Raw genomic sequence first — 14,348 nt, 5'->3', positions numbered from 1 at the left:
GGCGAAGATCTGTCCTTGCAGAGGCGGTTGATACCTGGACCGAGCGCCTACGCAAGAGCGTCGTCCAAAAGCAGAAGGCGTTCTCGCGAGGCTCATCAAGCACCCATGGACGCGGCCTTCGCTGTCTCGGGGCACGAACCGTTCATCGTCCTAGCGTGGGCGTCGGTCGTCTGGACAAACACCAACTATTCCAGTTCGGCTGATCTCATGTTGGGCGAGTGAGAGACGTCCTTGCCTCCTCTTGCGTCGTCACTCGAGGCGACAGGAGGACTGTACAGTGGAACCGCCGTACCATCGCGCAGTCTCCCGGCGGCCGTGGCACCATGATGTCTCGTGATGCTGACTCACCGACTTGCTTGATCTCTAACCCATATCCACCTTAATGGAGTGGGATAGCCACCGACGCCCTGATTAACTGAAGCCCGATACTCGTTCCCCCTGTCCCACCTGAAGATATCAATACCACTCAACGAGGCCCGCATGCTGGAAGCCGCTTTTTGGGGATGGGTCACCGGAGCAGCGCTCGTGCTTGGCGCATTCCTCGGTTATTTCTCGCGATTACCGCGGCCATGGATCGCAGCCATCATGGCTTTCGGCAGTGGCATTCTGATGGCAGCCTTGTCGTTTGACCTCTTCGAGGAAGCCTATGCGAGGGGCGGGGCGTTGGTCAGTTCCTTAGGATTTCTTACGAGTGCTGTCTTCTACACCATCCCCAACTGGTATCTGGAGAAACGGGGGGCGCAATCGCGCAAGCAGACGGGGGGTCAGCAACCGGCTGAAGATGATCAGCCAGGAAGTGGCCTCGCAATCGCTCTCGGGGCTTCTTTAGATGGGATTCCGGAATCGCTCGTCATCGGGCTGAGTCTGCTCCATGGTCGGCGGGTGAGTATGGTGGCGGTGATAGCGATTTTTCTGTCCAACATTCCTGAAGGGTTGGCGAGTGCAGCAGGCCTTCGAGAGGCAGGAAGTCCCCGCTACGCATTAGGGTTATGGGGCGTGATTGCGTTGGCGTTGGGCATCGTCGCCCTCGTCGGCTACGTCATATTTCAAGGCGTCTCGCCTGATGTCATCGCAGCGTCCTTAGCTCTTGGTGCTGGGGCGATCCTAACCATGATTGTGCACACCATGATTCCCGAAGCATTTGCTGTAACACAGCACTTCTCCCGGCTCATCGCCGTCACGGGGTTTCTGCTAGCCTTTCTCCTAAGCAAAGTATCACCCTAGCCCCGGATATCGCCCTGGCCATGCTATACACCGCTTGAGTTCCGTCACGCCGATACACTGATGGGCGTCACGCTGGGAGTTTCTGGGGCCGGTGGCCGATACCCCAGTGCACGATGTCCCGGCGGAGGTAGCTCTGCCGCCGGCGTTCCACGAGCATTGGGCTTCGTGCAACCTATAAAACAGTTCACCGCTGAACAACTCATCACGCAACTTGCCGTTAAAGGACTTCGCATACCCATTCTCACACCGACCGGCGGGTTCGATGAATAAGGGCGCCACCGCCAAGACGCGATACCAGGCGCGCAGCGCCGTGGCGATGAATTCCGGGCGATCGTATAAGCAGAAGAGGGGGCCATAAGTGGCTCATATCTTCCATAGAATGCGGTTGCCTAACTCACTGAAGCATGCCTAGAGCGAGCACAACAGAAAGGGGACCATCAAAAGGCATGAATTACGTCAATCCTTCTGAATAACCTAGTCCACCCCGTCAAAAGGGAGGCGATAAGCAACCATGCGGATGGGCATTGGCGATGAAATGGGCACGGAAGGGAATTCACCGGCAACGAAAGGTCCTGCATCAGAGCGGCCGACGTCATTCTGTCTGACACCCTTTTCAAGCGAGTTGTTATATAAAGCTCAGAGCAAGATCCTTGGATCCCTCGATCGGTTAGATAAGGAGGTTATGATGAGTCTCTGGGAAGACATGTCCAAGTCCGTGTTCACATCCCCGATTCTTGTCATCGGGGCGGTGTTGGTGGCGCCTACACTCGTTCCCGCCCTGGGCTCGGCGCTTCGGCCGCTTGCGAAGGCGGTGGTGAAGGCCGGGGTCACCGTGTACGATTCCGCCAAAGACTTCGTGGCTGAAGCGGGCGAGGAAATGAGTGATATGGTGGCCGAAGCGCGTGCCGAGATGGTAGAGACAGGAGACCGCTCGCGGACGAGCGAAGCCGGTGGCGAGCGGGCGACGACGGTTGGGCACCAGGAGAAGCGCGGCCCAGCGGGCGAGAAACAGAAGGCATGAAGGCGGCCCTAGGGGACCTTCGCGTGGTCCATTCGTTGCCAGGCCGGACGCGCCTAAAGTTTTCCGAGCTCAAGACGCATCCCCAGCGCCACGCCCATCTCCAGCAGAAGTTGACGGCTATTGCCGGGATTGATCAGATCGACATTAACCCGACGGCGGGAAGTGTCGTGCTGCATCATGACCCAACGGCCGTCTACTCGATCGAATTCCTCGCTAAGGTGGCCGCCGCGTTTGGACTGCCGATGGTCGATGCGACGGACATCGGCGAATGGCTGGGGCGCTTGGAGGATGGGGCTGAACGTGCGACATTTGACGTACATGGGCAGCTGCAACGAGTCGGAAGGACAATGAACCGCACGATCGGCGACGTATCAGGGGGACGAGTGGATGGGAAGATATTGATCCCTACACTCCTCCTACTGCTCGGCATACGCAGTCTTTTGATTTGCGAGGTGCTCGTGACACCTAGATGGTATGACTACTTCTGGTTTGCGTTTGGCACCTATTTCATGTTGAACAAGCCCGCGTCCGGCGACGCGTCGCCATAAGCCGGTATCGAACTCACAGTTGTGGGCCGCCATCCCCCTTACGCCATCGCAGACCAACCTCAGATTTTTGGATGGGTATCCCTTTCACCCCGTGCGCTGACCTGATAATTTCGCGAGCCGCGATGATTCCTTCCACAGGGGGAATGACCATGAGGAGCGTGAAGCACTACATTCACATTCTTGATGGCCGGCTGCGTATTCGACTTGGCATTCTCAAAAGAAACCCCACGCGTGCCGACGCCCTTGCGGAATGTCTACGCAGATTGAAGGGCATCAAAGAGGTGACAGCCAACCCCCTCACGGGGAGTCTCTTGATCCAGTATGATGAGTGCCAAATGAGCCGGGATGAACTGCTCGCCTTGCTGGGAGCGGGAGCCGAGCCCCCCGTTACGAACCACCCTGCTGCAACTTCCCCACCCGCTGGTCACCGCATCGTCGAGCAGATTGTCATTCGTGTGATGAGTGAAATCGCCTTGTCCCTTCTGCTGGGAAGGATCGGTTCTCACAGGCAGTCCTGGCACTGATTGAAGCCTTAAACGTTCGGCTGGCACGAACAGGGATACATGCCCGCAAGGGATGACCTGAAGGATGCTGTTAGCGCGTTGCAATCCGTCATGAAATGTTCAGAAGGACGATCCGGCGATCCGCACAGTAATTCTGCCCCGCCGTTTCTCCAAACATGGAGCACTGGGCCCGTTTCGTAGGCCGCACAAGTGGTGCCCCTGTCAGGGGTATCCGGGAGGGCCCCATGACCGTCCCTACTACCACCATGTTCCCATGCTGCAAGTCTTGGCCAGTCATCTCCCGCGTATCCAGGGGCCCATAGACGGGATGACTCCTGATTGGGCAGTTCCCGCACGAGAATCTCTTCTGCTGTACAGCTTCCTCGGTGTTACCACGAGATGGGGGTCGACCACATGGATCGGACGCTGACGTTTGCGTCACTGAAGGAAAATCCTAATCACGCTTCAGGTGACCATGGTCAGTTGGGCGGCCATATTGCACGAGAGGGAGGGGGCAATGGGGGCTCATGGCGGGACTACACAACTCGTCCTCAGGTTCCAATGCGCCTGACAGACAGTGGGCGTATAGGGCGTATATAAGGGCGAGGATGAAGGCAATAACGAGGCAATATGACTATCGATGGTTCTTGAGACATGGACCTCCTGTTGCCACACCGTGGTCATGAGTGACTCACGGGTGACAACGTGCCCGATCATGGACGCCAAATCCCATAATAATTCGAACTCTCGTGCCGTCAGCAGAATTTGCGCCGGCCCGCATGCACTTCACATCGAGGCCGGTCCAGGACTAAACGGCCAGCCGAGACTTTATGGGGCTGGTATTTTTTAAATGCCATCATAATTTCCGACAGTCTGCGGGTGGTCGTGAGATCTCACCCGTCACATGAACTTTGTTTTACAATATTTGACACGCTCTCATACCCTCTGAGTGTTACAACGTGATAGCGATCTTGTTGTCTTCGTGTTAATGACCACGGAGCGTCTCTCAGGTGTCCTCGACGGTTTAAGGGGGCTGACTGTGTGCTGGGGGTAAGGACGTCGGATCGCTTTTCCGATTCGCTTTGCTTTTCCCTCGGCATTCGTAGGCGCGTTATCTCAGAACGTACTGACACCTCGGAGTATCAGTACGTCTGATGCTCATCGAGGCTGCATGTACCAATATTATTAAGAGAGTGGTCGCTCATAGAAATGGAGAACAGAGGGATGCCTGTCTCATGCACCATTGTTCATGCGTTAGTTCGGCGAATGCGATTGCGCATTCCGGCGCTTAAGACCTCTCCCATGCTGGGGGATTGGCTGAGAGCGTACCTTCGCGATCAACCGGGGATCGAGGACGTCGATGTGAACCCTGTGTGTGCGAGTCTCGTGGTCCGGTTTGCCCCTTCGGAATGGACTCCTGCAGCAATCTGCCGGCATGTCAATGAGCGATCGCTGGACGAACTTGAGCGGTACCAACCACGCCAAATTGAGAAGAGCACGCCGGCGGACGAAAGTTCTCCCGCGTTTCAGCTGTTCCTCTCCTCGATCGGAATCGTCGCCAGTTTCGCAGTGGAGGCGGCCGGGCCGGTCATGCCGCTCCTTCTCCTAGGGAGTGCGCTTCCGATGCTCATACGCGCTTTCCATGTAGTGACCCAACGGAATCGCCTGAATGTTGATGTCTTAGATGCCTCGGCGACCGTGCTCTTGGCCATACAGGGCAAAGTATCGATGGCCCTATGTATGGTGTGGCTCGTCAATCTCGGGGATTACATTCGGGATGCCACCATGCGGCACGCTCAGGCCGCCGTCGGAGAGGTGTTGACCTATCGACGGTATCCCGCCTGGGTCATCCGGGACGGCCGCAAGATCCGGGTCAGCGTGGAGGCGATTCAGGTCGGCGATACAATCGTGATTTACCCTGGTGAGCGCATCCCGGCCGATGGTCATGTCCTGGACGGTCAGGCCATCGTCGATCAGCAAGCGCTGACTGGCGAATCCGTGCCTGTCCTGAAGGTGGTCGGCGACGAGGTCTATGCCGCCACAGTCGTGCAGGACGGACAGTTGTATGTCAAAGCGGAGCGGTTGGGTGATGAAACGGAAGCAGCGACCGTCGTCCGTCTGATTGAATATGCTCCTGCGCAGGAAACACGGGTACAGAACTATGCGGAGCAATGGGCGGACGAGTTGGTGCCGTACAGCTTCATGGCGGCTGGAGTCTCAGGTCTGACGGGGGCGGGTCTTCAAGGAGCGGCGTCGATGCTCATCGTCGACTACGGCACGGGCATTCGTATTGCCGCTCCCACGGCCGTGCTGGCCTCGATGACGAAAGCCATGCGCCACGGAATCCTTATTAAGGGTGGACGCTATCTGGAGCAACTAGCGGCAGTCGATGCGGTTGTGTTCGATAAGACCGGGACCTTAACAGCTGGTCAGCCGGAGGTACGGCAGGTGATTCCACATAACGGCTATATGGCGGACGATGTGTTAACCATGGCCGCAGCCGCGGAGCAGAGGTTGGAGCACCCTATAGCGAAATGCATCGTCCGAGCCGCCGAGCAGCACAAGTTGAGCATTCCTTCGCGCAAGTCCTTTGATTACGCCGTGGGTCGAGGCGTAGAGGCGTCCATCGATGGGAGGACGGTGCTAGTGGGCAGCGCCCGATTCATGCGTGAGCGAGGTGTTATGCTGCCCACAGGGATCGAGCGTGATATGGAGCATATTGAACAACAGGCGGCGTCACCGCTGTGCGTGGCCGCAGATGGTTTGATCATGGGGGTCTTAGCGTGCGCGGATGCCATCCGAATAGAGGCCCGTGAGGTCATCATGGCCCTCCGTGCGCGTGGAGTCCGAGAAATCGTCATGTTGACCGGCGACCGTCACGGTGTCGCTAAACGGGTGGCGGACGAAGTTGGCGTCACCCGCTATGTCGCCGAATTATTTCCGACGGATAAGGTGGCGGCGGTGAAACGCCTACAACAAGACGGGTATACAGTCGCGGTGGTCGGCGACGGTATTAACGATTCGCCCGCCCTGGCCTATGCCGACGTCGGCATTGCCGTCGAAGGGGGCACCGATGTCGCCCGGGAGACGGCCCATGTGGTGCTCCTGCACGGCGGCCTGTGGAAGATCCCGCTGGCCATTGATATCAGCCGCGAGGCCATGGAGTTGATTCATCAGAACTGGCAGGTGATTGCGATCCCGAATACCGTCGCCTTAGGCCTGGCCTTTATAGGCCTCATGGGACCGGGCGCGACCACGATCTTGAGCAATGGGTCGGCGGTGGTGGCGACGGCCAACGCCCTCCGGCCGCTGTTCTCACAACACATACGGGCCCCTCACAACAGGCCCACGACCATCCGTTCTAAGGCGACCTCAGCGACTGATCGCACCAGCGCGTGGGATAAGGAATGGAGCAGGCCGTTTGAGTTGGCCACTGCTCGAGGAGCCCAGGCCGATTCCAAACAATCGAGCGCTTTCAGTTTGCCTAAAATAGCCTGATGGGTGAGCACTGTGGAATCAAAGAACACGAGGACACTGCCGGTCATACGATTGGCGTGCGCGTTCTTCACGCCGGGCAGGTCCCTGAGCATCCTTTCCACAGTGGCCGCCGTGGCGGCGGAGCGCTTTACTTCCGTAAGCCGAATGCGAAGTCGCCCGTCCAGTACATGGACGTAGCCCTCCGTCGTCACCATACCTGTCCTCCTTTATAAATGTGGTGAAGAAATCTGTTCACCGCATGGGCGATCCCGAGTAAGAGTGTATGTGTTAAGGGTTAAGGCGATGAAACGGCAAAGTTACGAGAGCGTAAAATCACGTCTCCAGCCTTGCCGTGGTGAACAATTCAGACTATCGTTGGGTGGATGGACCTCTTCATGAGGCTGATAAAGCGACTTATCCCCTGCGGAGTTTATTATAGAGTAACTACACGGGAAGGAGCCGTATGATCGTTCGCGCTGACACCGGCGCTGGTGAGCCCCCCGTTTTGCGAGCTCCGTCCGGCGTGCTCTTAAGGCATGCCATCCGAGGCCGGGCTCGCTTCTATGTCCCTCAGTTCAAGGGACATGAGGCCTTCGTGCCCCTCTGGACACGCGCTGTGCTGCGCTGTCCGGGGGTCCAGGACGTTGTCATCAATCCCGCGTGCGGCAGTGTGACCATTTATCACAGTCCCTCGATGATGGATGCTCAGCAACTGCACGAGTGGATGACGGACCACTTACCAACGCCGAAGACTGCGGCTGACAAAGAAGACCGACATGGCGGTCCTCAGGAATATCGGCACGCTGAGGGCCACTTGCCTTTAATGGTCTCGACGCTAGCCGTTGTTGCAAACTACTTCTTCAAGCCGCTGGCAGCACCGGTCTTACCTCTCGTGGTGCTCTTTACGGGTGCCGACATCTGGAAAAAGGCGTACCACTCGTTTGTGGGCAACGAGGGCATCACGCAAGATATTCTCGATGGGGCGGTCTTGACCCTTCTTCTGTTACAGGGAGACGCGGGGACCGCCACAGTTAGTGTGTGGTTGAGTACGCTTACCGACGCACTCCGGATGCTGGCCACGAGCCGCTCGACGGCCGCTTTCGAAGCCCTGCTCCCCACAGAAGCAGAACAGGTGTGGGTGCGACAGGACAGCCAGCGGGTGCAGCAGTCTATTGCTGAACTGTCCGCTGGCAGCACGATTGTGCTGTACCCTGGAGATCGGGTCCCCGTGGATGGCACGGTGGTGGGTGGGAACGGCACCGTGTATGAGCCGGGTCGCAATGGTCGCGACCATCGGCAATCCAAGGAGTCAGGCGATCTCCTGCTCTCCGGGTCCTTTGTGGCTGATGGGCATCTGTATGTCGCCGTCAACCGGATAGGGAAGGAAACGGCACACGACGCGATCCTTCGTCGCGCCTTCGCACGCCGATCCCACGAAACGGATCTGCAGCAAGACCTCGTGAGTTCGGCGGGCCGCTTTCGCCCCCTGACACTGGGCGGTGCCGGCCTCGCGGCTCTCGTCCGCGGAGGCCGACACGCCACGACGGTTCTCATGATTGATTATGAAAGCGGGATTAAGATCGCAGCCCCGACCGCGATCATTGTGGCCATGTTGCGCGCTGCGGCGCAGGGGATTGTCGTTCAGGATGGCCGAGGCCTCGAAAGACTGGGTGCAGTGGATACCTTCATCTGTACTCTCTCTGGCCCACTCCTGTCCGGGCGCCCGCACGTCAGGAACATCACAAAGTATGCGCCCGTTGAAGAAGCGCAGGTCCTGGCCTGGGCCGCCTCTGCCGAGGCGCGGTTTGGCCATGGCATTGCACGAGCCATTGCGGAAGCCGCGAGACAGCGGGAAATTGCCGTTCCCTTTCGAAGCGATGTTGAGGGTCGCCTCGGTGGAGGGGTTAAAGCGATGGTTGACCACCATGAGATTCTCGTCGGAGCCCCCGATTTTCTCAAGGCGCATGGCGTGATTATTCCTCAGGCGGTTCTGACGGATCTAGAAGCGGCCGTGTCCGAAGGGCTCTCGCCTGTTCCGGTCGGCGTGGACGGCCGAGTGGTAGCCTCGTTACTCCTGACCGACGATTTGAGGCCGGAAGCGCAGGCCGTGATCGCGGCCTTGCGCACCCGAATTCCCGATGTGCGCCTCTTGACCGGCGGACATGAACACCGAGCGCGGGCCATCGCGGAGCGACTTCATATCGAATCATTTGTGGCGAAGGGACCACACGCGAAAGCACAACTCATCCGTGACCTTCGAAGAACCGGACGAACCGTTGCCGTCATGGGCCATAGCACGGCGGATGCGGAGGCGTTAGAGGAAGCGAGCGTCGCTATTGCGTTGAGCAGTGCGTCGCCGGTAGTGCGGGACCTCGCGCATCTCGTCCTTACTTCTGATCTCTTGCCCTTACCGTTTGCTTATGATCTCAGCCGAGACACACGGCGCGTGATGGTCCAGGATCGGAACCTCATCATTGCAGCGAACACGACGGCGCTCGTACTTACGGCACTGGGTTGGCTATCTCCGCAGATGACCTCTTTGCTGACTGATGGATCAACGGTCCTCGCCACCTTGAATAGTATGCGCCCCGCTCTCTCGGTCTCAAACGCCCAAGCGATTTCCTGAAACCGGGTCATTGCGTAGAGCGGTTCATCTTGCCCATATATCGTTGATTGCCAATCAACTGAACGCGGCGTTCGCCGATTTCGGAATGAATGCGGCTGCCCCGAGTCGAAGCGATTCGTTGATGAGGCGGGGCTAGGGCACCGAGGGACTGGAATACTGAAAAGGAGCGTACCCACGAGCCAGCGGCTCGCACAAGTCGATGCACAAGACGATTGAATACACGGCGTTGGTTAAAGAAGCATTCAATCTTGAGGCCAGTGGTTTGAAGGCTGATGCAGATCGCAACCGCGCCGGGATGATGGCGGGCGAGATGGGCGGGCCCACGCGCGAAATCAGTGGCGAAGCGCGTCCCGTTCAAAGCGAGGGTTGCCTACTGTGAGTTGAAAGCCGTGAATCTTCGTCTTAGCACTCCTCAGGCGCACGGCTGCGCAGATCCTGACTTCACCAGAGCCGACTTCAGGGCAAACATCATCGTCCGAATGAAACCGTTAGGCAGTCTGAGCCGAAGATGGAGAACAGTTTCCGAGCCTAATATGGTTCATTAGATTAAAATTTGGTTGGCCGTTAAATTAGAGTTGGAACCGCCACCATATTCATGCATGCTATGGTACACGTGCGACCTTCTTCGTTTTCGCTTCATCGATCTACTTGTCCGGCACCCGTTTAAATGTACCCAAGCCATCGTTATTCAAATTCTCAATGACGACGTGCGATGCTTTGTCATCCGCATCAACGGCAAAAGTGACCCCGCTTAGCCCGACCGCATTTTCTCCCACCGTGGCATAATAAAACGTGTCACGGTTATAGTGTGTCAGGGAATAGGACAATTTCTTCGGTCCCTGCTGCATCACTAGCGCCCCATCCTGTACAACGATGTCAAGATCGCCGTAGAAATCGTTCGCGTATGTGCCGACATAGACGGTGTTCGGCAGGGAGGAAGATCGTGATGGGGGCGGTTTGGAATAATCGATCGGACTGTATCCTTCCTTTGCCATGGCCTCAAAGATGGGTTGAAGGAAAGCCAGCCAATCACGTTGCACCTTGCCATAAGTCGCCAGGTCGACGAAACTAAGCGCGACGGCCTCTGCCACACCGAGCGGCTGCGCATTCGTAAGCACAACGATGCCAAGTTGGTCGGAGAGCACGAGATCCACTGTCGTCGCGGCGCCCAGAGCGAATGCGCCCGAATGGCTCAAAATGACGCGCCCCACCTCATCGTACCGCACGCCCCATCCCAGACCGTAAAATCCATACCGCTCTGTGGCAGGTTTTGTTTTGGGATCGGTCACCATGTGAGGGCGATACGTTTCTGCTAAGGCTTCGGGCGATATGATGGGTTGGCCATCAAGGCTGCCGCCGTTCAGATGCAGGCGCATCCATCGAGCCATGTCGTTTACACTCGAACTCGCGCCACCCGCGGGCGATTGGGCGTCGGCGTCGCGTTGGTATTTGGCGACCCACTTGCCATCGATTAATGCGTGACCGCGAGCGCGATTGGTGCGTGTAAGGAAATCAGACAAGCGGGAACTTGTGGAATTCATGCCGAGCCGTTTGTAAAGCCGCTCCTGAGAGAGAGTTTCCCATGATCGGCCCGCCGCGTTCGCCGCAGCGATCGCCCCCTCCGTCATGCCGAAATTCGTATAGGCGTAATGTGAACGAAAATTGTTCTCCGTTGGAATAAAGCGCAGACGGCGCAAGATCTCCGCGCGGTCATACCCCATGTCCTCTAGCAAGTCGCCCGCATGATCCGGAAGACCACTGCGGTGCGCATAGGTGTCGCGGATAGTGAGCGCGGCCGTCACAGCAGGATCATGCATCTGAAAGCCCGGATCGTGATCGATGATGCGGTCGTCCCATTTCAGCATATGGTCCCCCACGAGGCCCGCGATCACCGTCGAGCCGAGCGGCTTGGACACCGATGCGAGTTGAAACACAGTGTCCGCATCCACGGGGTCGGGCTTGCCCGCTTCGCGCACGCCGAAACCTTTGGCGTAGACGACGTGATTCTTGTACGTCACAGCGATGGCTATACCAGGCACGCCTGTCTTCTTGAGAGTTGCTTTAACGAGCGTGTCCAGTTCGGGTAGGGCCGCTTTCACTTTATCGGGCGTCACGGTGCCTCCCAAGACAATACTGCTTCCTTCCGCGTCGCGTTGGATTTCTTTGTGTACCGAAAGAGAGGAAGCCTGACGCTTCGATGAACACGCCTCCATCGAGAGTCCACCCATAATAAGAGCAAGAGCGCCGATCGCGACGTTGGTAAACCGCGCAGCACCCACAACTACTGAGAGGCCTCCCGGCCGACTGATACTGGTACCGATATGAAATAAATTCATATAGCCAAGGCGTGTGTTTATCATGGTCTCCTTTCTTGCAGCCGGCTTCCATGAAGCTGTGCGTCAACTAATGTTCAGCTGTGAACAAACCCGCTGTACGGCCTAGGAGAGCATCTTTGGCGCCACACTGTAAAGCGACTTCAAGGAGAGCGGAGAATCTTGCATGTCTGACCCTTCTTTATTTAAGAAAAGCGCCATAACGTCGGCGTTAGCCGCCCGCCTCGGGGCCAGCGGCTATCGCAAAAAGCTGCAAACGCAAGAGATGAATGAAGTCCTCACGGTGCCCTCTGCGCATACTGTGATCATGAATACTGGCTTAAACACCCAAGGACGTTAGGCGTGCCGTCGGTGATGCGAATTTTGGTTGCCGCGTGGGTACAGGTTTTCGCCGTAGCCTGAAGTCGGTTACCTTGACAGAGTGTATACCTAAGGCTTTGTAGCCGTACGTCCGAAGACATGCATCCCATCAGTCGCTTCTAGGGCCGCCTAGGGAAAATAGCGCTGTGTTATTAGGTCCAAAAATTGACACGTCAAAGTACCGCTCGAAAGCATCCCAAGCGCATGAGAAGATTGAATACTTTTGCCTCTTACCGTGATCGTGAGCCGTTCCAGTTCATTTCGAAGGCGCGGCGTGTTTCCCGGCTATGCTTACGGCCTGAGATTTATTCATCGGCCAACAGTCATCCATGAGCTTTGCCGACAAACCGGAAATCCGATGATGGCTGTTCTGGTAGCAGCTTGATAGCACAGTGCGACGCGATGGATTCTAAGCATCAATAATGGCTGGCACCATGGATCAGAGTGATTCCCGTTGCGACTTAGCCGGGCCACGAACTAGTGATAACGGAGGAGCTTTGAGCGGCAAGGAGCGCGTCCGAAAGCATGATGATAAGCGGCGAGCCGAGAATTTCTCATGCTTGGATCTGTGGATCCACGGCGGTTTGTTTGATGATCTTCGCACGGTCGCGTCCTATCGAGGTCTACCAATGTGGACATTGCTCAAGAGGTCAAGGGACATGGTCGTTAGATACGCCGGCGTGCTCCAGTGATCAAAAGACAACGCCAACGTCTCGTAACCGTTACCGGTTATGAGAGGCACTTATAATAGGATCTGAGGCCAGGCAAAAACAGGCAGTAAGGCGAGAGAGTTCCTTATCCGCATGGAAACCAGATCACAGCGGCAATCCCGGGGGTCGCCCAAAGGTTGCAGCCGAAATCCACGCGCTTGCTCGCGATTAGGGCCGTGAAACTCGTCGCTCTGATGCATTCAAAGAATGAGAGCGTCGTTGTTCGCGATGCGGAGGCATATTGAATCGAAGCTATGGCCTCCCCATGCAAGGGATGGAACGCAGTGGGCAGGAAGCGCCCCTAAGCAAACAGTGATCCGAGTCGCCTTTGTGACGCCACCAAAACGGTATGATCACTGTTCCATCCCATACCACCCTTCGCTCATCGGTTTGCCTGAACAAAGTAACAGTCTCGCGGGTGCTTACCATGGCGTTTCCTCGTGCAAGGTTGATCCGTCCAGGAGAAGGTATTGACCTGCCATTTTGACGATCGCTTCTCTTCTATCGGCTCCTGCGGGAGACTTTATTGTAGAAGTAGAGCGTGCTTCTCCAGATCATGATCGACAACAGTTCGAGGCTCGCAGCTAGTCAGGCCTCCATGGTTAGTGCGTCAGTGGGGATAGCTTAGCGGAAGGGTATATGTTGGCAACCAGTGAGCAAAGAGGGTGAGGCTCAGGCAGTGCGATCATTGCCTGAGCCCCGAGCTTACCGTGAAAGGTGACGACGCAACATGAGCAGGCTGCCGAGTCCAGTTGCGACCAGCAGTACAGAGGCTGGCTCTGGCACAGCCGGACCAGGCCCAGGAGGCACGGTGCCAGAAAGCCCGGAAATCCGTACTTGCCGGAGATCCGTAAAACCATTGCTTGATGTAATCGTCGTGCTGGAAATGGTCTCGCCACTGGCAGCAAGGATGGTTAAAAAATTGTTCCCTTGCGTCAAATTGTAATTGAAGGTCGCCGTTCCACTGCTGGCGAGAACCGAGACCGTGGCTGGCACGCTTTGCTGTCCCGGTGCGCCGACTAAAGGATTGAGGATTAAATCTCCATAGGTCCGACCCGGCACCGTTATGGTGACATTATTGATGGCCCCATCGGTGGCCGTGAGACTGGATTGGCCCAACGCCGTGGTCTGCAAGGTCTCAGGCGACGTAAAGAGCACGGTAGTATTGGTTTGGTTCGTCAAGCCCGTGATGCTCGTTCCAGTTTGAGAGGAGGAATAGAGCACATTTTGTTCGTCGGCTTGAGGGTTGTTGCCTAGAGTAAACGTGACGGCATGCGCGGGAAGCACTGTCGAGGCCATAACCATCGCGGCCATGATAAAAAGGACTGGTCGTGAGTAGGTCATCGTCAAACCTCCGTGTATGGTACGAAGAAGAACGTACTTACCCACACAATAGCAACAGGCGTGCCATAACATAACAGTTGGATATGAAAACGATTCTTCCGTGCTTGGTTGATCGATGTGTCGCCCTCGCTGGTCACTTCAGTCGTTATCAGAACGACGGTGAGACGCCGAGGCTATGAAAATCTAAGGAAAATATGAGGAT

General features: G+C 56.8%; 12 protein-coding genes and 1 pseudogene. 8 read left to right on the top strand and 5 right to left on the bottom strand.

Annotation, left to right across the window (positions count from 1 at the left end):
* The first annotated feature begins 480 nt into the window (after nucleotides 1–480).
* Nucleotides 481–1,224 carry a ZIP family metal transporter gene (locus ACWHYZ_RS18015; RefSeq protein ID WP_447984055.1) on the top strand — a complete coding sequence of 248 codons (744 nt, stop codon included), beginning with the start codon at nucleotides 481–483 and terminating at the stop codon, nucleotides 1,222–1,224.
* Here the strand turns inward: ACWHYZ_RS18015 and ACWHYZ_RS18010 are convergent.
* Nucleotides 1,216–1,503 carry an integrase core domain-containing protein gene (locus ACWHYZ_RS18010; RefSeq protein WP_447984054.1) on the bottom strand — a complete coding sequence of 96 codons (288 nt, stop codon included), beginning with the start codon at nucleotides 1,501–1,503 and terminating at the stop codon, nucleotides 1,216–1,218. The two genes, ACWHYZ_RS18015 and ACWHYZ_RS18010, sit on opposite strands and share 9 nt — an antisense overlap.
* 403 nt (nucleotides 1,504–1,906) lie before the next feature.
* Here ACWHYZ_RS18010 and ACWHYZ_RS18005 point away from each other — a divergent pair, with 403 nt between their 5' ends.
* The 3 genes from ACWHYZ_RS18005 (at nucleotide 1,907) to ACWHYZ_RS17995 (ending at nucleotide 3,317) form a co-directional block, all read left to right on the top strand.
* Nucleotides 1,907–2,245, top strand: coding sequence for a DUF5132 domain-containing protein (locus tag ACWHYZ_RS18005; protein WP_447984053.1), 339 nt, complete (start codon nucleotides 1,907–1,909; stop codon nucleotides 2,243–2,245).
* Nucleotides 2,242–2,793 carry an HMA2 domain-containing protein gene (locus ACWHYZ_RS18000; protein ID WP_447984052.1) on the top strand — a complete coding sequence of 184 codons (552 nt, stop codon included), beginning with the start codon at nucleotides 2,242–2,244 and terminating at the stop codon, nucleotides 2,791–2,793. The genes ACWHYZ_RS18005 and ACWHYZ_RS18000 overlap by 4 nt, the downstream gene beginning before the upstream one ends.
* Before the next feature lie 149 nt (nucleotides 2,794–2,942).
* Complete coding sequence (locus ACWHYZ_RS17995; protein WP_447984051.1) at nucleotides 2,943–3,317, top strand: HMA2 domain-containing protein; 375 nt, start codon at nucleotides 2,943–2,945, stop codon at nucleotides 3,315–3,317.
* A gap of 504 nt (nucleotides 3,318–3,821) precedes the next feature.
* On the opposite strand, the gene ACWHYZ_RS17990 is transcribed toward ACWHYZ_RS17995, so the two are convergent.
* Nucleotides 3,822–4,055: a winged helix-turn-helix domain-containing protein gene (locus ACWHYZ_RS17990; RefSeq protein ID WP_447987607.1), complete on the bottom strand. Its 234-nt coding sequence runs from the start codon at nucleotides 4,053–4,055 to the stop codon at nucleotides 3,822–3,824.
* Between the two features lie 450 nt (nucleotides 4,056–4,505).
* On the opposite strand from ACWHYZ_RS17990, the pseudogene ACWHYZ_RS17985 reads away from it, so the two are divergent.
* Nucleotides 4,506–6,590: pseudogene (locus ACWHYZ_RS17985) on the top strand (heavy metal translocating P-type ATPase); the annotation flags it as partial.
* 41 nt (nucleotides 6,591–6,631) lie between these two features.
* Here ACWHYZ_RS17985 and ACWHYZ_RS17980 read toward each other — a convergent pair.
* The gene (locus ACWHYZ_RS17980) at nucleotides 6,632–6,988 is read right to left on the bottom strand and encodes a heavy-metal-associated domain-containing protein (protein ID WP_447984050.1); all 357 of its coding nucleotides are present in this window, start codon (nucleotides 6,986–6,988) and stop codon (nucleotides 6,632–6,634) included.
* A 248-nt stretch (nucleotides 6,989–7,236) separates the two neighbouring features.
* Here ACWHYZ_RS17980 and ACWHYZ_RS17975 point away from each other — a divergent pair, with 248 nt between their 5' ends.
* A complete protein-coding gene (locus tag ACWHYZ_RS17975; protein WP_447984049.1) occupies nucleotides 7,237–9,399 on the top strand; it encodes an HAD-IC family P-type ATPase in 2,163 nt (720 codons plus the stop codon).
* Nucleotides 9,400–9,598: 199 nt separating this feature from the next.
* Entirely contained in the window at nucleotides 9,599–9,778 is a 180-nt protein-coding gene (locus ACWHYZ_RS17970; protein ID WP_447984048.1) for a hypothetical protein, read from the top strand.
* Between the two features lie 265 nt (nucleotides 9,779–10,043).
* Here the strand turns inward: ACWHYZ_RS17970 and ACWHYZ_RS17965 are convergent, their stop codons facing one another.
* Nucleotides 10,044–11,759, bottom strand: coding sequence for a serine hydrolase (locus tag ACWHYZ_RS17965; protein WP_447984047.1), 1,716 nt, complete (start codon nucleotides 11,757–11,759; stop codon nucleotides 10,044–10,046).
* Between the two features lie 139 nt (nucleotides 11,760–11,898).
* Here ACWHYZ_RS17965 and ACWHYZ_RS17960 point away from each other — a divergent pair, with 139 nt between their 5' ends.
* Complete coding sequence (locus tag ACWHYZ_RS17960) at nucleotides 11,899–12,072, top strand: hypothetical protein (RefSeq protein WP_447984046.1); 174 nt, start codon at nucleotides 11,899–11,901, stop codon at nucleotides 12,070–12,072.
* A gap of 1,435 nt (nucleotides 12,073–13,507) precedes the next feature.
* Here ACWHYZ_RS17960 and ACWHYZ_RS17955 read toward each other — a convergent pair.
* Nucleotides 13,508–14,146 carry a PEP-CTERM sorting domain-containing protein gene (locus ACWHYZ_RS17955; RefSeq protein WP_447984045.1) on the bottom strand — a complete coding sequence of 213 codons (639 nt, stop codon included), beginning with the start codon at nucleotides 14,144–14,146 and terminating at the stop codon, nucleotides 13,508–13,510.
* Nucleotides 14,147–14,348: the final 202 nt, after the last annotated feature.

The sequence above is a fragment of the Nitrospira sp. Nam74 genome (genome assembly GCF_965152615.1).
The sequence above is the reverse complement of the archived record's forward strand: the minus strand, read 5'-3'. Positions and strand labels throughout refer to the sequence as shown.

Bases quoted from the DNA above. Each gene is read 5' to 3' on its own strand.
- ACWHYZ_RS17980 (WP_447984050.1), bottom strand. From the start codon at position 6,988: ATGGTGACGACGGAGGGCTACGTCCATGTACTGGACGGGCGACTTCGC.
- ACWHYZ_RS17965 (WP_447984047.1), bottom strand. From the start codon at position 11,759: ATGATAAACACACGCCTTGGCTATATGAATTTATTTCATATCGGTACC.
- ACWHYZ_RS18000 (WP_447984052.1), top strand. From the start codon at position 2,242: ATGAAGGCGGCCCTAGGGGACCTTCGCGTGGTCCATTCGTTGCCAGGC.
- ACWHYZ_RS17955 (WP_447984045.1), bottom strand. From the start codon at position 14,146: ATGACCTACTCACGACCAGTCCTTTTTATCATGGCCGCGATGGTTATG.
- ACWHYZ_RS18005 (WP_447984053.1), top strand. From the start codon at position 1,907: ATGATGAGTCTCTGGGAAGACATGTCCAAGTCCGTGTTCACATCCCCG.
- ACWHYZ_RS17975 (WP_447984049.1), top strand. From the start codon at position 7,237: ATGATCGTTCGCGCTGACACCGGCGCTGGTGAGCCCCCCGTTTTGCGA.
- ACWHYZ_RS17970 (WP_447984048.1), top strand. From the start codon at position 9,599: ATGCACAAGACGATTGAATACACGGCGTTGGTTAAAGAAGCATTCAAT.
- ACWHYZ_RS18015 (WP_447984055.1), top strand. From the start codon at position 481: ATGCTGGAAGCCGCTTTTTGGGGATGGGTCACCGGAGCAGCGCTCGTG.
- ACWHYZ_RS17960 (WP_447984046.1), top strand. From the start codon at position 11,899: ATGTCTGACCCTTCTTTATTTAAGAAAAGCGCCATAACGTCGGCGTTA.
- ACWHYZ_RS17995 (WP_447984051.1), top strand. From the start codon at position 2,943: ATGAGGAGCGTGAAGCACTACATTCACATTCTTGATGGCCGGCTGCGT.